Annotated in this window: 18 protein-coding genes; 14 read left to right on the top strand and 4 right to left on the bottom strand. The window is 37.4% G+C overall.

Annotation, left to right across the window (positions count from 1 at the left end):
* Positions 1-93: 93 nt before the first annotated feature.
* Positions 94-3,042: a DNA polymerase III subunit alpha gene (locus BELBA_RS01250; protein WP_014770937.1), complete on the bottom strand. Its 2,949-nt coding sequence runs from the start codon at positions 3,040-3,042 to the stop codon at positions 94-96.
* Between the two features lie 289 nt (positions 3,043-3,331).
* On the opposite strand from BELBA_RS01250, the gene BELBA_RS01245 reads away from it, so the two are divergent.
* On the top strand, positions 3,332-4,237 hold the full coding sequence (locus tag BELBA_RS01245; RefSeq protein WP_014770936.1) for a mechanosensitive ion channel family protein: 906 nt from the start codon (positions 3,332-3,334) through the stop codon (positions 4,235-4,237).
* Between the two features lie 6 nt (positions 4,238-4,243).
* Here BELBA_RS01245 and BELBA_RS01240 read toward each other — a convergent pair whose 3' ends face one another.
* Positions 4,244-5,020 carry a CDP-alcohol phosphatidyltransferase family protein gene (locus BELBA_RS01240; RefSeq protein WP_014770935.1) on the bottom strand — a complete coding sequence of 259 codons (777 nt, stop codon included), beginning with the start codon at positions 5,018-5,020 and terminating at the stop codon, positions 4,244-4,246.
* 251 nt (positions 5,021-5,271) lie between these two features.
* On the opposite strand from BELBA_RS01240, the gene BELBA_RS01235 reads away from it, so the two are divergent.
* From BELBA_RS01235 to BELBA_RS01220, 4 genes are read left to right on the top strand one after another with little or no spacing between them, the layout of a single operon-like run.
* Positions 5,272-6,132: an ABC transporter ATP-binding protein gene (locus BELBA_RS01235; protein ID WP_014770934.1), complete on the top strand. Its 861-nt coding sequence runs from the start codon at positions 5,272-5,274 to the stop codon at positions 6,130-6,132.
* Positions 6,125-6,922, top strand: a complete 798-nt coding sequence (locus BELBA_RS01230) for a hypothetical protein (RefSeq protein WP_014770933.1) — start codon at positions 6,125-6,127, stop codon at positions 6,920-6,922. The genes BELBA_RS01235 and BELBA_RS01230 overlap by 8 nt, the downstream gene beginning before the upstream one ends.
* Position 6,923: 1 nt before the next feature.
* The gene (locus tag BELBA_RS01225) at positions 6,924-7,301 is read left to right on the top strand and encodes a GntR family transcriptional regulator (RefSeq protein WP_014770932.1); all 378 of its coding nucleotides are present in this window, start codon (positions 6,924-6,926) and stop codon (positions 7,299-7,301) included.
* Positions 7,288-7,995, top strand: a complete 708-nt coding sequence (locus tag BELBA_RS01220; protein WP_014770931.1) for a hypothetical protein — start codon at positions 7,288-7,290, stop codon at positions 7,993-7,995. Before BELBA_RS01225 ends, BELBA_RS01220 begins: the two co-directional genes overlap by 14 nt.
* A 174-nt stretch (positions 7,996-8,169) precedes the next feature.
* On the opposite strand, the gene dinB is transcribed toward BELBA_RS01220, so the two are convergent.
* Complete coding sequence (dinB, locus tag BELBA_RS01215; RefSeq protein ID WP_041779460.1) at positions 8,170-9,363, bottom strand: DNA polymerase IV; 1,194 nt, start codon at positions 9,361-9,363, stop codon at positions 8,170-8,172.
* A gap of 277 nt (positions 9,364-9,640) precedes the next feature.
* Here dinB and BELBA_RS01210 point away from each other — a divergent pair, with 277 nt between their 5' ends.
* The 9 genes from BELBA_RS01210 (at position 9,641) to BELBA_RS01170 (ending at position 20,367) form a co-directional block, all read left to right on the top strand.
* On the top strand, positions 9,641-10,339 hold the full coding sequence (locus BELBA_RS01210) for an XRE family transcriptional regulator (RefSeq protein ID WP_014770929.1): 699 nt from the start codon (positions 9,641-9,643) through the stop codon (positions 10,337-10,339).
* A 165-nt stretch (positions 10,340-10,504) separates the two neighbouring features.
* Positions 10,505-10,996 (top strand): methylated-DNA--[protein]-cysteine S-methyltransferase, encoded by a 492-nt coding sequence (locus BELBA_RS01205; protein WP_014770928.1) that lies wholly within the window; start codon positions 10,505-10,507, stop codon positions 10,994-10,996.
* Positions 10,997-11,109: 113 nt separating this feature from the next.
* A complete protein-coding gene (locus BELBA_RS01200) occupies positions 11,110-11,571 on the top strand; it encodes a GNAT family N-acetyltransferase (RefSeq protein WP_014770927.1) in 462 nt (153 codons plus the stop codon).
* 110 nt (positions 11,572-11,681) lie between these two features.
* Complete coding sequence (locus BELBA_RS01195) at positions 11,682-12,308, top strand: 7-carboxy-7-deazaguanine synthase QueE (protein ID WP_014770926.1); 627 nt, start codon at positions 11,682-11,684, stop codon at positions 12,306-12,308.
* A gap of 8 nt (positions 12,309-12,316) precedes the next feature.
* Complete coding sequence (locus BELBA_RS01190; protein WP_014770925.1) at positions 12,317-14,236, top strand: OmpA family protein; 1,920 nt, start codon at positions 12,317-12,319, stop codon at positions 14,234-14,236.
* A 538-nt stretch (positions 14,237-14,774) separates the two neighbouring features.
* A complete protein-coding gene (locus BELBA_RS01185; RefSeq protein WP_014770924.1) occupies positions 14,775-17,753 on the top strand; it encodes a SusC/RagA family TonB-linked outer membrane protein in 2,979 nt (992 codons plus the stop codon).
* An 11-nt stretch (positions 17,754-17,764) separates the two neighbouring features.
* The gene (locus tag BELBA_RS18960) at positions 17,765-19,120 is read left to right on the top strand and encodes a RagB/SusD family nutrient uptake outer membrane protein (protein ID WP_014770923.1); all 1,356 of its coding nucleotides are present in this window, start codon (positions 17,765-17,767) and stop codon (positions 19,118-19,120) included.
* 201 nt (positions 19,121-19,321) lie between these two features.
* Positions 19,322-19,858 (top strand): hypothetical protein, encoded by a 537-nt coding sequence (locus BELBA_RS01175; protein WP_157466041.1) that lies wholly within the window; start codon positions 19,322-19,324, stop codon positions 19,856-19,858.
* Positions 19,859-19,947: 89 nt separating this feature from the next.
* Entirely contained in the window at positions 19,948-20,367 is a 420-nt protein-coding gene (locus tag BELBA_RS01170) for a 6-pyruvoyl trahydropterin synthase family protein (RefSeq protein WP_014770921.1), read from the top strand.
* A gap of 169 nt (positions 20,368-20,536) precedes the next feature.
* Here BELBA_RS01170 and BELBA_RS01165 read toward each other — a convergent pair whose 3' ends face one another.
* Positions 20,537-21,637 carry a trans-sulfuration enzyme family protein gene (locus BELBA_RS01165; RefSeq protein WP_014770920.1) on the bottom strand — a complete coding sequence of 367 codons (1,101 nt, stop codon included), beginning with the start codon at positions 21,635-21,637 and terminating at the stop codon, positions 20,537-20,539.
* Positions 21,638-21,642 lie beyond the last annotated feature (5 nt).

Here is a 21,642-nt window from a genome sequence, read left to right as displayed (position 1 = left end):
CTTTTGCAGTCTTCAGACTGCTTTTGCTACAGTCTGAAGACTGTGAATTTTATGGTCCAAGGCAAAGTCTTGAACCACTCTACCTCCTTATCCTCACTCCCCCGCATTCCAATACGCCATTCTTTCGCAGCTTTCTACTTCGATGGTGTAAAAATCAAATTCTTGGGTCACTTTGCCTTTGATCAGGTAGATGCCACGGCCTTTGAATGGATGTCTTTTGACTACAGGAGGGAAGTGTACCGTATCAATCCAATCTCCTTCTCGATCTACAAAAGTCCCGAAGTTCATCACGTCGCCCTTTACAGTTCTGGTGTATTTGATCGTGACGAGATAGCCGATGATCTGCACAGATTTACTCAAATACTGTTTCATATCCCGAGCCTTGATGCTGGAGACAGTCTGATCTTTGACGAGATGGAAGGGGGAGTCCAGAGGGAATTCTAAGATTTCGATTTGATCTACGATTTCTTGCCTTACATCAGAATCTTCCAGGTCGGGGACTTCTAATTCCCGAAAGCCTGTTTGCTTAAAGAGTTCATTGGCTGTATTTACAGTTTTACGCTTATTGAGAATAAAATGCGCTTCCCAGAGTAAAGCCTGCTTGCTCTTTCCGGTAAACCGAAAGCACCCAATCCGAATTAAGATTAGCACTTGCTCCAAGCTGATACCCACCCGAGCTACAAAATCTGCTAAACCTAAAAAGAAACCATTTTCTTGTCTTTCGTTGAGTACTTTTTCGATACTGTTCTTCTCTAGATATTTCAGATGAACAAAGCCCAAGTACACCGTTTTTCCCTTAATCTTGGTTAGGTAGTTGCTTTCATTGATGTCCGGAGCTTGGATGTCAGCACCGTTCATGCGGAGTTCGTGGATGTAGAATTCTGTGTGATAGAACCCTCCAAAATTATTGATCACCCCGACCATAAATTCTAAGGGGAAGTAAGCTTTCAAATACAAGCTCTGATAACTCTCCACAGCAAAGGAGGCTGAGTGTCCTTTGGCAAATGAATAACCCGCAAAACTCTCTATTTGATGCCAGACCTCTTTGGTGATCTTCGGATCTCTTCCTAATCTTTGACAATTGCTGAAAAACTGATCCTTCACTCTCTCAAATTCATCTTTCGATCGGGATTTTCCACTCATCCCTCGACGGAGTACATCCGCTTCTGAAAGACTAAGCTCAGCGAAATAATGGGCTACTTTGATCACATCTTCTTGATAAACCATGATGCCATAGGTTTCGGGCATAATCTCTTTCATGACTGGATGTGCCATTTCCCTTCGTTTTGGATTGACGTGGCGGAGGATATATTCCCGCATCATACCTGATCGCGCTACACCGGGACGGATGATAGAACTGGCCGCAACAAGCTCCAAGTATTCATCTGCTTTCATCTTAGCTAACAGCATCCGCATAGCTGGAGACTCTACATAAAATGCACCAATGGTATGGGCGGTTCGAAGGAGATTTTTGATTTTAGGGTCTTTTTTGAATTGTTCTACTTGGCGAATGTCCACTTCTACACCCTGATTTTGATAGATGATTTCCAAGGCACTTTTGATATGTCCCAATCCTCTTTGTGAGAGAATATCAAATTTGTGTAAGCCAATATCCTCTGCAATATGCATGTCGATGTGTGCAAGCGGAAATCCCTTAGGTGGCATCTCTGTTGCGGTGTAATAATGAATAGGTTTATGGGAAATCAAGACGCCACAGGCATGGATGGTCAGATGTGAAGGCATGCCGTGGAGAACTTGACTGTACTTGATAATTAGCTTTCCATACTGATCGGGAATATAGTCGGACTTGGCGGCATGATAGATCAGTGATTCGATTTCTGTTTTTGGAAGACCAAATACTTTCCCGAGTTCCCGAAGCATGGAGTTGGCTTGGAAAGTGCTATAAGAGCCCAAGAGTGCGACATGTTCCTGCGTTCCTTTATTGTATTTGTCAAAAATATACTGCGTCACCTCATCCCGGTCTGTCCAGCTAAAGTCTAAGTCAAAGTCGGGAGGATTTTCCCTGTAAAGATTGATGAACCTCTCAAAGTACAAGTCTAGTTCAACAGGATCCACATCAGTGATATAGAGGCAATACGCCACGATGCTATTGGCTCCACTACCTCTGCCGACATGGTAGAAGTTTTTGCTATGGGCAAATTTGATGATATCATAATTGATCAGGAAGTAAGAGACGAAGCCTTTTTGCTGAATCAGCTCCAGCTCCTTTTCTATCCTCGATTTAATTTTATCATTTAGATCTTTGTACCTACTTTGAGCACCTTTGAAAGTTTCCTGCCTGAGGTAATCGTAGTCTTCCCAGTCTGAACCAAGGATATCTCTTTTGTTTTTTACTGCTTGAAAGTAGAAGGAAAACTGACATTGCTCCAGTAGCTTTTGGGCATTGTAGAGCAGGTAGCTATGATTTTCGCAGCGTCCAACCATATCTGCGTAGCTGTAGAGCATGTCGCAGACATTTCCTTGTTCTTCTACATCTAGCTTACTCAATAGCGTATTGCCATCGATCGCTCGGAGGAGGCGGTGGGCATTGAATTCGATCTTGGAGCTAAAAGTGGCAGGTTGGAGTAAGACTAATTTTTCTTTCTGACGAAACCAGCTTGATTTGCCGATTTTATTGAGTTGATAAGGGTGAACGCCGATGAATTCATTTTCCCGCAGGGTAAAAACTTTCTCAGAAAAAGGGTAAACGATAAAGCTGTTTTGAAATGAAGGGGCTTTTTCTTTGAAAGGCATTCCTTTGGTTCGGTGTTGGGAGAGGTGGAGGTTGAGCTCGTAAAATCCCTCTTGGTTTTTGGCCAAACCAATGTATTGCTGCCTCACTCCATTTCGAAAATCTATGCCGATTACAGGATGAATTCCATTTTTTTGTGCTTCCTTGATAAAGGGAAATACACCTGAGACTGAATTGATATCAGTCAGCGCTAGCGCATCTAGTTTTTTACTTTTGGCTTCGCTGACAAGTCCCTCAACAGATAAGGTGCCGTATTTGAAGCTATAATATGAATGGCAGTTGATGAACATTAGGGTTAATTGAATTTTTCTTCTTGAAAGATACCTCTGTGATATAGACCTTCCTTTGGTCGACGAAATCAATGGATATATACCTTCGGCGATATATACACTGTGGTAGGTATTATAGTGTAAAATGTTAATTATTTTAACATTTATATGTTTATAATTTAGCCATATTAAATTCATAGAAGCAAGTCTGTGAAGGAAATTGTCGATGAAAGTTTTTGGACTGCCAATAAAATGAGTGAAATTGTAAAACAGATAGTTAGCCTGTATAGAAAATCGTATTTTTAGGACTATGGAAGAGTGGATTAATTACTTAGATAGCATTGTAGAGCAGCAATTGCGATGGGATATTTATAAGACAATCTTAATTATCATTGTCTTATGGGGGATAAAAAAAGTGGCTTTTAGAATCATTGGGTCAAAAAGAGAAGAGACAGAACTCAAAAAGTTCTATCACTGGAGAAAAACCATTCAATATACAATCGTATTCTTGGGCTTTTTATTGATTGGGAATATTTGGATCAGCAACTTTCAATCGATCACGACATTTCTAGGGTTATTATCTGCGGGGATCGCTATCGCTTTAAAAGACATTTTTATCAACATCGCTGGATGGCTGTTTATTCTTTGGCGCAGGCCCTTTGACATTGGAGATAGAATTCAGATTGGTGATTTTAAGGGAGATGTGGTTGATACGCGAGTTTTTCAATTTAGTATTTTGGAAGTAGGAAATTGGGTAGATGCGGAGCAAGCTACCGGTAGGATAGTACATGTTCCCAATGGGATGGTTTTTTCATCTCCTCAGGCCAATTACAGTCAAGGCTTCGATTATATCTGGAACGAGCAGCAAATCAATATCAGTTTGGATTCTGATTACAAAAAGGCAAAGTTGATTTTGACTGAGATGCTTGATGAAATCTTCAAGAAAGAATATCGTGGAATTCAAATCGCACTAAAAAGAGCACAGCGAGAGCATTTTATTTCCTTTAGCCAATATACCCCAACGGTATATGCCAAAATCCACGAAAGAGGAATACAGCTTTCACTTCGCTATTTGTGTAATCCTAGGAAGCGTAGATTTTTTGAACATCTGATAACCGAAACGATCATCGATCGATTCAAAGACGAAACAGCAGTCAAAATTGTATATCCAACCACGTCGGTGATTTTGGAGCATGCAAAGAAGCGAGAAGATTGAAGCTTCTTATTTTGAGTTGAGAAATGATTTCCTTATTCCTATAAACACAAGAAGGAATACATTGTAGCCAATAAAAAACGGGATGATAAATTTAATTAGCCCAATTGAAAGAAGGACTGAAATAAGGAGAAGCTGGAAACCAAGTCCGTAGATGGAAATCATCGACATAAACCATTTTGGGAAAGCTGGTGCATCACTTGCGTTTTTATCGAGTTTGAAAATTAGTTTGTCAAACGCTCCATAAAGAATGTTGTAAGTGTCATAAAGGAAATCTACTGTGCTCTGGTTTTCTCTTGGAAAGGCCTTAGGACGTTCATTTTCAATAATTTTACTGGTTCGCTCTCCGCCTTCTGTATTATGTCTCAGAATGACGTAGTAATAATTGTATAAAGTTCCTTGAACTTGGATGCTGATAAATGCCAATAAAGTAATCCAAATAGAAGAATCTGTGACGTACCAAATCGCCGCGAGAAATAGGAAGTTGAGGAAAATATCAAAAATAGAATCCAAATAGCGACCAGTGTAGGACGGGCGATTTTTTGTCCGCGCTAATTCTCCATCAGCAGCATCCAGGATTGATTTGATGATTAAAAATAGCCCAGCTGTAAAATAGTAACTATTCAAAATGCAATAAATGGCAATTAATCCACTAATTCCAAACAGGTAAGTAACTTGAACAGGGGTAATGCTGGTATGCTGAACTCGGTTGACAAAAGCCCTTGCGAAAGGTCTTCCATAGTCGGAGACATCGACAAACTTTTCATCAGAAGATAATTTGGACATGATTTATTTGCTGCACTCCACTTAAAACCTTGCATATTTTAAGCCCTGCTTGTTGATTAAATAATATGTATAGTTTTTAGAACCTGCAATTTTCAATTATTGTTCAAAGACTATTTTATTTAGTTGTGTGAAACCGTTTCTAAACTCTGAATTTCAATGCTTAAGAAATTTTTTTCGAAATTAATTTTGACTTATTAAAATAGATGTCTATGTTAGTGTCATAATATACTATGACAGTAAAACAATAAGATATGATATCAATAAAGAAGTTGAGTTTTTCTTATCCAAAAAAGCCCAGACTATGTGAGGAAATGGATCTGGAATTGGGAGAGGGTAAAATTATAGGACTCTTAGGGATGAATGGGGCAGGGAAATCCACCTTGATGCGCTTGATGGCAGGATTACTCAAGCCAGTTTCAGGTGAAGTAAAGTTTCAAGAGATTTCTACATTTGACAGAGCAGTCTCATTTTTGAATCAAATGATTTTTGTTCCTGAGAAAGTTTCAGTGCCGGAGTTTTTGAAAGTGAATGAATATGTAAGTATCTATAAGGATTTTTATACAGGATTTGATTTAGAGCGATTTGAAAAGTTACTCTCAGAGTTTCAGATTATCGGGAATCAAAGAATTTCCAACCTATCATTTGGTCAGCAAAAAAAGTTACAGATTGCGATTGGATTGAGTACAGGAGCAAAGTTATTGTTGTTTGATGAACCAACCAATGGCTTGGATATTCCTTCAAAAAGTACATTCAGGAGAGTGCTTTCAGGTAGCCTGCAAGAAGATCAGACCATGGTCATTTCCACACATCAGGTCAAGGATATTGAGAACTTGGTAGATCAGATCATTGTCTTGGATGAGGGAAAAGTGAAGCTTCATGCCGATTTGGAAGCCTTGGAAAATCAATTTGTCTTCTCCCAAGGACCACAAGCTCCTGAACAAGCTGTTTTCGTAGAATCACATCTTCTTGGAGCTCAATATATAACAAGACAGCTTGAAGGAGAACGTATTTCTGGTGGTAGCCCTGACTTGGAATTATTATTTAATGCAGTGATCGCAGGCAAATTGACCGGTGAATTTTTATCAACTCAAAATCAAGTAACACATGAATAGTTTATCCTTATCCAGAATTCTCAAGCTGATTAAGTTTGAATTTTTAATGCATAGGAAATTTTACCTGACCATGCTTATCGGAGCATTGTTGTTGATTACCTTAGTTTTTCTGATTGTATGGGATCAGACGCGAAGCTTTTCAGCAGGTTGGATACAAAAACATTATCAGTATATGTATGTATGGTATCTTTTAGCTGTAATTATATTTATCGTAGGTCAAAGTTTCAAAGATCTAAGAACCAAAGCCTCTTCCGAACGCTATCTTTTACTGCCAGCCTCAAATCTGGAAAAATTATTAGCTCAAGTATTCACGAAAGTTAGTTTAATATTAATTGTAATGCCTATTGTGTTTTGGTTAGGGTCACTTTTAGCTAGGGGAATTGGGCTTAGTTTGATGCGAAGGTTATTAAAAATAAATTTTTCCGAAAAAATTGAGTTTTTGAGTATTGAATCTTTATGGATATTGCCAGAAGGACAGTCTTGGGCTGCTTACGCATTATTTATAGGTATAATCTTTATTGTATTTTCTTCTATGTTTATGGGAGGAGTGTATTTTGGAAAATTGAGCGTGGTTTTCACACCATTGGCAAAAGTCCTTTTTGTATTAATTACTCTTCTTTCATCTATGGCTTTATTCAGTTGGCATAGAAATAATAATATCAATGTAGATGATCTGGAGGTTTTTGATGGAGTTCCTTTATTTGTTTTTGTACTTATTCTTTTACTTTTCTCGGGAAGTTTTTTGAGCTACGTGATTTCATATTACAAGCTAAAAGAAAGGGAGGTCTGATATGGAGTTTAGCGATGGTAAAACCATATTTATCCAAATTAGAGATCGACTCGTAGATCAGATTCTCACAGGGAAATTACTTCCAGGAGACAAGATCCCTTCTGTCAGAGAATTGGCAGTGGACTTAGAAGTCAATAGAAACACGGTCATGCGAAGCTATGCTTTAATGGAAAATGAAGGAATAGTGGATAACAAGCGAGGAATAGGTTTTTTTGTCTCTGATCATGCAAGAGAGCGCTTGATTCAGGATGAGAAAAAACTCTTTCTTCAAGAAGAGCTTCCCAAGCTGGTGCATCAAGCAAAAGTCTTGAAAATGGTTCCCGCTGACTTTAAAATGCTTTTAGATCAACTTAATGAAAATCAAAATGAAAACAAGTAATAAGTTATTGTTCTCCTTTTTGGGCTTTGCCTGGCTGAGTATTATGGTCTCGTTGATGGTTTCTTTCAAATACTCAAATCCCACTGGAGTTGTTATAACCAACCAAACATTTGTAGATGAAAGCCCAATATCTGGAGACTTCTCAGTAGTCTCTATTCAGGATTCTTGGGTTGTATCACTCGAGAATGATGGTGAGAAACGGGTTGAATATACTAGAATCAAAACTGATAAAAAGGGAGCGAAAGAACATGGTGATCCAGATCCTTACTTTTTGGAAGTAAGAGAAGATACCTTGTTTATTCAAGGGATGCAGCAAAAACCAAATGGAGGATATTCTCTTTACATCGGAGATAGTATTAAGTCTTTGGTTTTGGAGAATGTAAAGGAAGTAAATGTTAGAAAGGACATTAGTCTAGATAGCTTAATCGTTCAAGCTTCAAATTCGACCTTCAAATTACAAAAAGGCCATGGATTAAGTGCTCTGAGTTACTCTGGTATTTCAGATTCTCGCTTGTCAGTAGAAGGAATATCTTTTCTTTCCATTTATCTGCAGAATAGTAATGCAATTATTGAAGGTGACCTTGGTAAAATCTCAGGCGAGTTGATTGGAGCTGAGCTTTCTCTTCCACTCAAAACAGGAGGTATGAATCTGAAAAAGGATGATTATTCTAAAATTAGGGTGGCTAGCCGATAGATTTTCATTTAATAAAATCAAATACCATTTTTAAATAGAAATCAAGGGTACTTAAGACCCTTGATTTTATTTTTTAATTCTTTTTCAAATTCTCTAACCGAAGAAATACATGTTTATTTTCGATCGTAATCGAAGAATTACATGTTTATTTTCGATTATGATCGAAGAATTACATCAAATCCCCACTCCATTAAAAGGATTGAATCTCCGTCTGCCAACCTGCATGCCGATGGCGCGGCAGACGGTTTTGTCTCCATATTTGATATTTAGTCGATCAAGGGCTTGATAGAGCCTGATTTGTTCTTCGGAATCTTCGAATAGATTGATCTGATAGTTGCCATGCACCAAGCTGCTGAATCGCACGCCAATCAGACGAATCAGCATGCGGCGGTTATAGAGTTTTTTGAAAAGACCTTTTACTACAGTGATCAGCGTATGGTCTGTGGAGGTGTAAGGAACCCGCTGCTGTATGGTATGCGTATCAAAATCCGAATAACGAATCTTCACACTCACACAAGCGGTGAGTTGCTGCTTTTGGCGGAGCTTGGAGGCAAGCTGTTCCGTCATGGCGATCATGTTGGCTTCGAGCATCTTGACATCAATGGTGTCTTGTTCGAAGGTATTTTCGGAAGAAATAGACTTCGCTTCTGAGTAAGGAGTCACTAGAGAACGGTCTATGCCATTGGCTTTTTCCCAGATCATGCGTCCGTTTTTACCGAAGGTGGCTTCCAGAAGTTCGGAAGGCATGTTTTGTAGGGTCTGTACTTTTCTGACACCCATGTTATAGAGCGTATGGGATGTTTTCTCTCCGATCATTGGGATTTTTCGCACAGACAGCGGTGCCAAAAATGGCTTCTCAAACCCAAAAGGAATTTCTTTGGCATTGTTTGGCTTGGCTTCTCCTGTGGCTACTTTAGAGACGGTTTTATTTTCTGATAGCCCTAGAGAAATAGGAAGACCTGTTTCTTCGAGAATCCGCTGACGAAGCTCCTTAGCCATCTTGAAGCAGCCAAAAAACCTATCCATACCTGTATAATCTATATAAAATTCATCAATCGAGGATTTTTCGAAAAAGGGTACATCTTCTCGGATGATCTCTGTTACATCATGTGATTTTTGACTGTATTTCTCAAAATCTCCTCTAATAATCATGGCTTCTGGACAGAGTTGCCTCGCGGTACGCATGGGCATGGCCGAGTGTACGCCGAATTTCCTCGCTTCATAGCTACAAGAAGCGACTACGCCTCGGTCTCCTGATCCCCCGATGAGGATCGGTTTGCCATTGAGTTTGCTGTCATACAGCCGCTCCACGGATACAAAGAAAGAGTCGAGGTCCATGTGTACGATTTTTCTATTTTCTGGAGTCATTTTCTTTGGGATATAGGTTAAGAGCACCGTGAAAATCATTTTCACCGATTCTTTTTGAACAATTGTTAAATATTTTAACAATTTTGTGTCTATAATATAAACTGAATTTTTTAAATTTGAATCATTAAAAAATACCTTTGACAAGGAATGTCACGATTTGAAAAATGAACGGTTTTTCTTCAGAAACAAAGAGGAAAAAAATGTGATTCTCAAAAGCTTCTGATTCAAGTTATTCCTTATCAACATTTATAAAATCCATTAATCCTATATCACTACCATGCCTTCTTTAAATTCAAACATCAAATTTCTTCGAAGAGCAAAATCGCTCACTCAGGAAACCTTAGCAAATGCCATAGGGATCAGCAGATCCAAGTTGGCAGGTTATGAGTTAAATATCACTCCGCCCTTGGAGACTTTATTGGCATTTTCGGATTATTTTGGAGTGTCGGTGGATTTGTTGATCAGAAAAGATCTGAGTTCGCTTTCTGAGTACAAGTTGCGACAGGTTTTGGAGACAGATCAGTTTCTCAAAGGGAAAAATCTTCGAATTCTCACCACCACAGTGGATGTGGATGGTAAGGAGTTGATAGAAGTAGTTTCTCAAAAAGCAAAAGCCTCTTATTTGGCAGGTTTCTCTGATCCTGATTTTATTGAGGAATTGCCGAGGTTTTCTTTGCCATTTTTGCCTACAGATAAGAAGCATAGAGTTTTTCAGCTCGATGGGGATTCCATGCTACCGATTCCGGAAGGCGCTTGGATAGTGTGTGAATATATGGATGATTGGACTGCGCTGAAGGATGGGGAGAGATATGTAGTCGTCACAGAACAAGATGGGGTGACTTTCAAAATCGCTTACAATCAGATCAAGGAAAAAGAAAGGCTGTTGCTTTGTTCAAGCAATCCGATTTATAAGCCGTTCTATGTGAATATTTCAGAAGTAAGGGAATTGTGGAAGTATAGATTGGTCATTTACTAAGGTGATCTAAGACAGGGTTTTTAGATAGCTAATTCTTAAATTTTGTCAAAATCTACAAATAAGATAGGAAATTCTAAGACAAAACCGCTTATATTTCGTTGTTACATTATTGGCGTGAAAGTATTTATTGATCATTGAGTTTTAACCTTAAAAAAGACAGTAGATATGAGAGAGTATGCAGTGATGGAGACGCCTTTGGGCAATGTCAAAGCAGAAGTCTTTGACGGTTATTTAATTTCTTTACAATTTACCGATGAGCCTGAAACAGATACTTTCCTTGATGGAGTATTGATGGATGTTAGGATTCAGCTAGGCTTATATTTTCAGGGAAAACAAAAAACATTTGATATCCCTGTAGCGCTTGGAGGTACTGATTTTCAAAGGAAAGTATGGTTAGAAATCAACAAGATTCCTTTTGGTAATACAAAAACCTACGAGCAAATAGCACTGAATCTTGGAAATCCGAATGCTGTGAGAGCAGTAGGCTCAGCGATTGGTTCCAATCCTATCTTGATGATGCTGCCTTGTCATAGGGTAGTGGGCAAGCAAGGACAATTAACTGGTTATGCGGGAGGGATTTGGCGTAAGTCAGAACTCTTGGAACTAGAGAACAAGGACAAAGTGGGAAAGCAGTCAGTTTTGGGTTTTTCCAATTAAAGACTGTTTTACCTTCTAAAAAGCTTCATTAAGGACTTTATACAATCCCTTGATGGAGCTTTTTTTATTTTTAATTCCTAGAAATCCTTTATTTTTGATTTCGCTAGATCATTATGCAGGTAGTTCACATTATTCCTTACACGTCTGAATATCAAATTAATTTTCAAGAGATCAATCAATCTTGGGTTGAGAAGTATTTTTCTATAGAGCCATTTGATTTGGAACAGTTGCAAAACCCTGAAACCAGCATCTTGGGCTCAGGTGGAGCAATTTTGCTTGCAAAAGAAGGGGATAGGGTAGTTGGGACTGTTGGTTTGAAGTTCGTAGATGAAGGGCTTTTTGAAATGATTAAGATGGCAGTTGTTCCTGACTGTCAGGGAAGAGGGATTGGGAGGTTGCTAGCGGATGCGATCATTTTGGAAGCCAAGAGATTGGGCGGGAAGAAGCTTCAACTTTATAGCAATACCAAACTGATTCCAGCTCTTGAACTTTATCGGAGTTTAGGCTTTTCGGAAACAAAACCTGAGTGTGGCAAATACCTTCGATGTGATATCAAAATGGAACTTGATTTATGAATGCTTAAATCTATTTTACTTATCATGAAATAAGTTCTACCTTTGCAGTCCGAAAATCGGAGAGAAATTTTCAATCAGCGGTTCGATTACCCGCTTTACCAAAAATTATGATGGAAAAGAAAAAAGAAGTAGAAGCAGGGACGATGCTTCCAGTTATGGAAGCTTTTTATACAATTCAGGGAGAAGGTACTTTTTCAGGTCATCCGGCATATTTTATAAGACTAGGTGGATGTGATGTTGGTTGTGTGTGGTGTGATGTTAAAGATTCTTGGGAAGCTGCAAAGTGGCCGGTTTTGACAATCGAAGATATTGTAGCAGAAGCAAGGCAATACCCTGGTCGTAAAGTGGTCATCACAGGAGGAGAGCCATTGATGTACAATTTGAATCCACTGACGACTTTATTGAAAAAGGAGGGGTTTACCACACATATTGAAACATCGGGAGCGCATCCTTTTTCAGGGGAGTTTGATTGGGTCTGTTTTTCTCCAAAAAAATTCAAGGCTCCACATCCTAGTATTTATGAAGTTGCAAATGAATTGAAAGTGGTCATATTCCACAAATCCGATTTTGATTTTGCGGAAAAACATGCCTCTCAAGTAAATAAAGCCTGTAAATTACTGTTGCAGCCAGAGTGGAGTAAAGCGAAAATTTTCACCAATGAGATAATTACTTACGCAAAATCACATCCAAATTGGAATATATCCCTACAAACACATAAATTTATGGATATACCATAAGTTAGTTTATGAAGCAAGGGCTCCTTATATCATTCTTTTTATTGATTTCCTATGTAGGTTTTAGCCAGAGCTATACTATTTTTGATAAAAAAGCTATCAAACTTCATCAGGAAGGAGATGAGTTAATCCAAAAGAGGATGTACGATGAAGCCATCGAGAAATTCAAAGCTTCTATCAATAGAGAAGCTAATTTTTTGGAATCCTACCTGAAGTGGGGTAGAATTCTTTTGACGCAGGGGTTCCCAGATCAAGCCATTGAAATAGCTGATCGTGGGTTAAGAAGAAATATAAAAGGTTCTTCAAATTTGTTTGGTGAGATTGCTTGGTTAAAAACCCATTCTCACCTTAAGTTGGGAGATTTTGAAGCTGCGATTTTAGAATTTGAGCAAGCGCAGATGCTGCTGAATGTGGATTTCAAAAAGACACGTCCATTTAAGGAAATTGAAGAGCAAATAAATTTCATTAAGGTGGAGCTGGAGAATTCCTACGATATCAACAAGCAAAAACTTGCAGAACCTCTAAACCAATTTGTGCTGCAATACTTCCCCGTGCTTACAGCGGACAGTAAGAAAATGCTTTTTACAAAGCGCAACGGGCTTGAAAATTATGAACATGAAGATATTTTCGTGTCTTATTATGATGAGGATTCTCTCAAATGGGGATCACCTAGAAGTATTGCATCGAATATTAACTCAGCATACAATGAAGGAACTTGTACGATTTCAGCAGATGGGAAAATCTTGATTTTCACTTCCTGCCAAATGCCAGATTCTTTTGGTGATTGCGACTTGTATATCTCTTATAAAGTTAATGATGAATGGCAGCGTCCTATTAATATGGGAAAAAATGTCAATTCACGTGTTTGGGATTCGCAACCTTCTTTGTCAGCGGATGGAAGGATTCTTTTCTTCTCTTCAAATAGAAGAGGAGGTTTTGGTGGAAAAGATATTTGGTTTTCACTTAGGATGGCTGATGGAAGCTGGTCAGAAGCGAAAAATCTCGGAGAAAAAGTGAATACGTCAAAGGATGAAGTTTCCCCTTTTATATATTTCAATAATGAGATTTTATTTTTTGCTTCTGAGGGACATGTAGGATTCGGAGGACTTGACTTATTTATTTCTAGAGTAGTATCAGGAGATTTTGGAGATCCAGTGAATCTTGGTTTTCCAATCAACGATCACCAGGATCAGTTAGCCTTATTTATCACGGCTCAGCGAGACTACGCATATTATACGGAGACAGTCTTTAATAATGGAGTTCAAGAGCGGTCTTTTCTGTACAAGTTTAAGTTTCCGGATCAAATTGATTTAGGAGAGCGCTTGATGGTGACAGAGGGGAAGGTTTTAAATAAAAATACCGGAGAGCCAATCAAGGCCAAGCTATCTTTGGTTGATTTGGTTACAGATAGTACTTTGTATCAGTTTGAGTCCGATGGCAGGACGGGTGAGTTTACCATGCTTTATCCAGACAAGCCTGCTTCAGGCTTATATGTGGAGAAGCAAGGCTATCTACCAAAGATTTATAATGTAGATCGCGATAGTCTTCAAAACAAGAAGAATCTTGATGTTGAGCTGATCCCCGTAGGGGCAGGAGAGGAGTTTATTTTCGAGAACATATTTTTTGATTTTGACAAAGATGACTTGAAACCAGAATCCAGAAGTTCTCTAAGGCGTTTGATTTCATTTATGAATGATAATCCATCTGTTGAGATTTTGATTGCAGGTCATACGGATAATGTGGGTTCAGAGGTTTACAACAAAGACTTAAGTCTAAGAAGAGCTGAAAGCGTAAAGGAATTTTTGATTTTAAATGGCATTATTGAAGGAAGGTTGGGGACTAAGGGATTTGGATCGGCAAAGCCTGTATCAAATAATGATACTTCAGAAAATAGGGCGCTTAATAGGAGGATTACAATTTCAATTCTTTAGATAAGGATATAGTTATATTTTTTTTCAAATTTTATAATATTTCAATTTTTAGGTAAAATTTAGTTTTAAATACTGTCATACACGAAAACATTGATTTATTACACTGTTTTTAGCAGTAAAAATCCATTTTTATGTTGTTTATCTTATTTTTTCTAGTTTCAATCATAATTAGTAAAATTATATATTATATAAAGAAAATTTAATATAAATAGAATTAATGACTTATTTTTTTTAAAAAAATTAAAATATTTATATTTAAGATTTTAGTAATTTTCTAAATGATAACTTGACGATTATGGAAAAATGTTAATCAACGTTAAAAAAAAATTATATTTTGATTATCAAATGATATTAATGCTTTTTTTAATTTTAAACTGTTTAATCCGATTATAAAAGAATAAAATTTCATAAATATTGGAAATGCAATTTTTGGAAATGTGTTTTTCTAATTTTATAGTATGTAAATTTTTTAAATACCTTTGGATTATATCAAGTTAATGGATAAAATTGGGCTATCGTTAAACCAAAAAACAATAATATGAGGAAAGTTTTACTTCTAGGACTCACGCTCCTTTTCATAAGTGCTGTGGCATTTGGACAAAGTCGTGTTATTACGGGAACCGTTATTTCGGGAGAAGATAATTTACCTATACCGGGAGCTTCGGTGTTGGTAAAAGGTACTACCGTCGGTGTAGCAACTGACCTTGATGGAAAATTTTCGATCAATGTTCCATCTGATAAAAATGTATTAGTAGTTAGTTTTGTTGGATTAGAAACTCAAGAATTAACTATTGGGAATCAGTCCATCATTTCAGTTACGTTAAGACCAGATATGAAATCACTTCAAGAGGTGATTGTGGTTGGTTATGGTGAAATGACCAAAAGAGAGGTTACTGGAGCAATCGCTTCCGTGGGCTCTGAAGACATCAAAAACCTTCCAGTTGCTGGTCTTGATCAAGCGATTCAAGGTAGAGCAGCAGGTGTATTGGTAAGCTCTGCTTCAGGTACTCCAGGCGGTGCTATTAGTATCAACGTCAGAGGTACAGCATCTATCTCTGCTAGTAATGAACCTCTATATGTAGTAGATGGTATGCCTATTTATAGTGGAAACACTTCAAGTATTGGCAGGGGTGGACAGACTACAAACGTACTTTCTCAAATTAATCCAAATGACATTGAATCTATTGAAGTATTGAAAGATGCTGCCTCAGCAGCTATCTATGGTTCAAGAGGTGCAAACGGTGTTGTATTGATTACTACCAAAAGAGGTAAGGCTGGTAAAGCACAAGTAGATCTTTCTATTTATAGAGGTATTCAGGAGCCCACCAATAGAGTAGAGAACGTAACGGGTTCTCAATGGAGAGAGTTGATGAATGAATCAAGAATTAATGATGGGAATGCACCAATTTTTACACCTCAACAGGTTGCTGACGCTCCTGATGCAGATTGGTTTGGTTTGATCTTCCAACAAGGGACTATTGAGGATTATAATGTTTCCGTAAGAGGAGGCTCTGAAAATACCCAATTCTTTGTTTCTGGAGGTCTATTTAGAAACGAAGGGTTTATAAAAGGTTTTGACTTTACAAGATACTCTACAAGTCTTTCTGTAGATCATAAATTCAGTGAGAAAGTTGATTTGAAATCAAATTTGAGAATTGTAAATACAAGACAGGACTTCAGAAATAATGACAATAATATTTTTGGGGTATTCAGTGCAGCAACTTTGGCAAGACCTGACTTTGAGCCATTTTTAGAGGATGGTAGCTATAACCATGCTTTTAGTACGTTAATTGCTCACCCACTTGCTTTAGCTCAGGAGGTAAAGAATGAATTGAATGAATACAGATTACAGCCAAACATCGCCGTTGGTTACAAAATCATTCCTGGTTTAAGGTTTGAAACTTCCTTCAGAGCTGATATCATCTACGGAAGACAAGATACCTATAATCCAAACACGGTAAGAAGTGGATTTGCTACCAATGGTACAGGTACGCAAGCAAATAATTTGTATACTACATACTTGAACGAAAATATATTGTCTTATTCAAAAACATTTGGAGATGATCATTACTTTGATGCAATCTTAGGTCAATCTTACCAGAGATATATTGAAGAAACTGGATTTGTAACAGGTATCAACTTCCCAGGTCCAGATTTCAAATACATTACCTCTGCTGCTGAGGTGAACTCAGGTTCTTCTTTTAGAACAGAATATGCACTTCTTTCTTATTTCGGAAGAGCTAACTACCGTTGGAGAGATAAGTTATTGGTTTCTGCCAGTTTGAGAACTGATGGTTCTTCAAGATTTGGTGAAGAAAATAGATATGGTGTCTTCCCTGCTGGTTCGGTAGGTTATATCCTATCTGAGGAGAGTTTCTTGAAAAATTCAGAAGTTGTGAGTTTGTTAAAAGGTAGAGTGAGTTATGGTGTGACAGGGAATCAAGATGGTATTGATAACTTCCAAGCATTGAATCTATATTCTGCAGGTGCTAATTATCTTGCATCCCCAGGTTTTGAACCTTCTCAGTTACCAAATTCAAGATTAAGCTGGGAAGAGAGTAGTACTTTGAACTTTGGTTTGGATATGGGTTTCTTAAATGATAGGTTTCAAGTATCCGCTGAATACTTTATTCAGAACACAACCAACCTTCTACTGAATAAGCCAATCCCAAATACATCTGGGTTTACTTCAATAACTGAGAATATTGGTTCAATGAGGAATAATGGTTTAGAGTTATCCCTATCTGGTAATATTATTAACAAGGGAGGCTTTAATTGGAATTCACAATTCAATATTTCATTCATTAAAAATGAAGTAACAGCACTCGTTGATGAAAATACTCCAATCAATTCCTTGCAAAGTAGAGCAGCAGTAGGTCAGCCTTTGGGTGCATTCTTTATGATCAAATCTGAAGGTGTAGATCCTGAAACTGGTGATCTTAGATTTGTAGATTTAAATGGTGATGGTAATATTACTCCTGATGATAGACAGTATGTTGGTAAACCAAATCCTGATTTCTTTGGAGGTTTTAATAACACCTTTACTTACAAAGGGTTTGATCTAAATGTCTTCTTCCAATTTACTTATGGATTTGACGTAATCAATAGAACTGCTCAATTTAATCAAAACTTAGGTTTCTCCGCATGGGGTATGTCTGAATTGGCTCTTCAGAGATGGCAGCAACCAGGTGATATTACTAATATCCCTAGAGCCACTGCACTGGATCCGAATAGAAATAACAGAGTTGATTCTGATAGATGGTTAGAAGATGGTTCTTTCCTTCGATTGAAAAATTTATCTATTGGTTACACACTACCTGGAAATGTTCTTCAGAGTATTGGGGTTAGACAATTCAGAATCTATGCAATGGCTCAGAACTTGATCACCTGGACCAATTATACAGGATGGGATCCTGAATTGAATTCCCAGCCTGATGCGAACATTGCGAGAAACTATGATTTCTTGACTTTCCCGCAGGCTAAAACATTTACTCTAGGTCTTAATGTAGGATTTTAAAGTTAAGAAAAATGAAAAATATATTTAATAAAAGATTATTAGGGTCATTGCTAGGTGTTGCTATGATTGCTTCATCTTGTTCAGATGATTTATTGAATCTGGAACCAGTGGATTCACTGTCTTCAAATGCTGTTTTTGTAAATCAGCAAGGTGCAAATGCTGCTGTTCTGGGTATGTATGGTGGCTTAGCAGATGGTGATAACCTTGGTTTTAGAATGAACGTGGTTGGCGATATTGCATCAAACGATGTTTCGCATACTGGCTCTTTCAATACATGGAGAGATCTAGATTTGAAAAACTGGGATGCTGTGAATGGAGAAATTGGTGCGATCTGGGCTTCTGCTTACAATAGTATCAATAGAGCAAATAATATCATTGCGCAAGTAGATGGTATAGACATGGCTCAGGCACTAAAAGATCAGTACAAGGGTGAAGCGTTGTTTGTTAGAGCTTTGAATCATTTTAACCTTGCAAACTATTTTGGTGATGTTCCTTTGATAACTACACCTACAGCTGCTCCAATAGATGATTCTTACTTTGTCTCTAGAGATCCAAAGACTACTGTATATACTCAAATCATTAGTGATCTAAATGCTGCTATTGGGTTTTTACCTGTCTCATATGCGACAAATAATGATACTAGACACAGAGCAACAAGAGGTGCAGCGCAAGCGCTTTTAGCTAAAGTTTATTTGTATGATGAGAATTATGCTCAAGCTGAGACATTGGCTTCTGAAGTTATATCAAATAGTTTGTACAGTTTAGTTCCCTTCGAGAGTATGGTTGCGGGAAAAGGAACTCAAGAAGCAATTTTTGAATTATTCTTCGATGCAAACAATCAAAATCCTGTTACTTGGTGGTACGGAAGGGATAATGGTGGTCGTTTTGAATTCGGTGCAACTGAAGATCTTTGGAATTCTTTTGAAGCAGGTGACCTAAGAAGACAATCATCCATCCGAGAAGAAGCTCCTGGTGTTTTTGTTAATTTTAAATATAGAGACAATACAACAGGTACTGATGGAGTTCATATACTAAGAATTGCAGATATGTATTTGACTAGAGCAGAAGCTCGAATTAAAACAGGAAATTTCTTAGGAGCTTCTCAAGATATACAATCTGTTAGAAGAAGAGCATTTAACGATAATACTTTAGTTGTTGTCCTTCCTACAAATGAAGAAGCGGCAATGGATGTTTTATTAGATGAGCGTAGATTGGAATTTGCTTTTGAAGGTCATAGATGGCATGATATGGTTAGGACTGGAAGAGCTGAAGACGAATTTGGAATCCCTTCTTGGAGGACTTTAATGCCAATTCCTCTAAACGCCAGAGATGTTAATCCAAATCTTACTCAAAATCCTAATTATTAATTTGTTAAATTGGAGCCAAGGATTTTCCTTGGCTCTTTTATTTGAAATATTATGCGGATCCTACTAACTATATTTTTTATATTATTTAGTCTTTCATCATTTTCTCAAACTGCAATTGGGAATTCTGAAGGAAGTCAAACATTTATTGATCTTAAAGATAATTTTGCTACTTATATTGGTCTTCAACCTAAAAGTGAAGGAGTGAGTGGTACACCTTTTCTTTTTAAAGATTTAAAAAAAGCTAAAATTGTAATGATTACTGGTAAAGTACATGATGATATTATGGCAAATATTTTACCAAATAAAGCTGAATTATATGTTCAATTAAGCCCTAGCAACATCGTTATACCTGATATTTCATATATTGAGTCAATTTTGTTTATTGAGGATAATACACTTTACATACCCTTTGAAATAAATAACAACAGGGTATACATTCAATCGGTTTTTGAAGCAAACGGGAAAAAGTTTTTTGCTTTCACTGAAAAAAAGTTTGTCAAAGCTAATGTTGGAGGAGCATATAATTCAGGTCCAAAATTCGACGAATATAAAGAAATTATTACCTACTATCTTTTTGAGGACAATGAACTCTTAGAAATTAAAAAAGGAAATTCTGGAATTAAGTTGTTAGCTGGAGAAAGCTGGAAAGAAGCTAGAGATTTTGTGAAAAAAGAAAATATTGATTTTAATGATGTGAAAGACATGGTTAAATTACTTTCTTTTATTGAGAAATTATAACCTAGTTCTGGAACTTGTCTTTTCCTTATTAATCTTAATTCTTATTTCACAATCTTTTCCCTAAATTTGCAAGCCAAATTAGATTAGTAATGATACACGTTTGCAGAAAGGAGCATTTCAATGCCGCACATAAGCTTTGGAATCCTAAATGGTCAGAGGAAAAAAATTTAGAGGTCTTCGGACCTTGTGCAAATGCCAACTGGCACGGTCACAATTTTGAACTTATTGTGACTGTTAAAGGAATTCCTGATTCTGAAACTGGTTTTGTGGTAGATCTCAAGCAACTCAGCAATGTGATCCGTGAACTCGTTATTGAAAAAGTCGACCATAAAAATCTGAATTTAGATGTTGATTTTATGGAAGGAAAGATGGCAAGCTGTGAAATCTTGATCATGGAGTTTTGGAAAATCCTAAAACCTGCTGTTGATGAAATCACTCCTCATGGTAGCTTGTATAAACTCACACTATATGAAACTCCACGCAATTTTGTAGAATATTTTGGAAAGTAAGCCTCAAAAAATATAACTAGAAACCCTTTCAAATTCTAAATTTGAAAGGGCTTCTCTTTTAATGTAAATATTCTATTGGAACTACTGTTTACAATCGACCGTCGGTAAATAGTCCGCAATCTTTCAGCTTTCTAGCTTACTTAATTACTTCATCGCTGATAATTTGTCATTATTTTAATGCTTGATCTAAATCTTCTAAGAGATCATCTAAATGCTCTAAACCTACCGAAACCCTTATTAAATTTTGAGGGGTTTTAGTGTCAGGGCCTTCAGAAGCTGCTCTCCTTTCAATCAAGCTTTCGACTCCACCAAGACTTGTTGCATTGGTAAAATAGTTGAGTTTTGAAATGACTTGATCAGCTTTTTCAGCTCCGCCTTTTACTAAAAATGAAAGCATTCCGCCAAATCCTGACATTTGACTTGCTGCAGTTTCATGGCCTTGATGATCCTTTAATCCTGGGTAATATACCTTTTCCACTTCCGGACGATTTTGCAAAAAAGTAGCAATTATTCCTGCGTGTTCTGCATGACCTTTCATCCTATAAGGAAGGGTTTTTATACTTCGTGTCAACATGTAGCAGTCAAATGGAGAAGGTACTGCACCACCTGATATTTGTACATTTCTTATCTTTTCCCAAAACGCATCTTCTGTTTTACTGATTAAAGCTCCCCCCATGATATCACTGTGTCCGCCAAGGTATTTGGTAGTACTATGCATGACAAGATCAGCGCCAAGTAAAAGTGGGTTTTGAAAAACAGGCGTAGCAAAAGTATTGTCGCAAACTACCGTGATATTTTTTTCCTTAGCTATAGCGCAAATTTCCTTAATATTTGAAATTTTTAAAAGTGGATTAGAAGGTGTTTCTACCCAAACTAAAACAGTCTCTTTTTTGATCGCTTTCCTTACGTTTTCAGAATTTGTCATATCTACAAAATCTACCGAGAGAATTCCCTCAAACATTCCAGTTAATTGATTTCTAAGGCCATGATACATATCGTCAGGAGCGATGATATGGTCGCCAAGATTCAAGGCTTGAAAAACTGACATGCCTGCAGCATTTCCTGAGGAGAATGCAGCAGCAACCTTTCCGTGCTCCAATCTTGCCAAAACATTTTCTAAGGTATTTCTATTAGGGTTTGCAGCTCGAGCATAGATGACAGATTCTTCATGGTGCTCAAAAGTTGTGGCTAATGTAATCGGCTGAACGGCAGGCCTGTGTGAATCGCTGATCTTAGTTCCTGCGTGGATGGCAATTGTTTCCAATTTCATGGGGA

Source organism: Belliella baltica DSM 15883 (assembly GCF_000265405.1).
GTDB lineage: Bacteria > Bacteroidota > Bacteroidia > Cytophagales > Cyclobacteriaceae > Belliella > Belliella baltica.
This window is presented reverse-complemented; position numbering and strand designations above follow the sequence as displayed.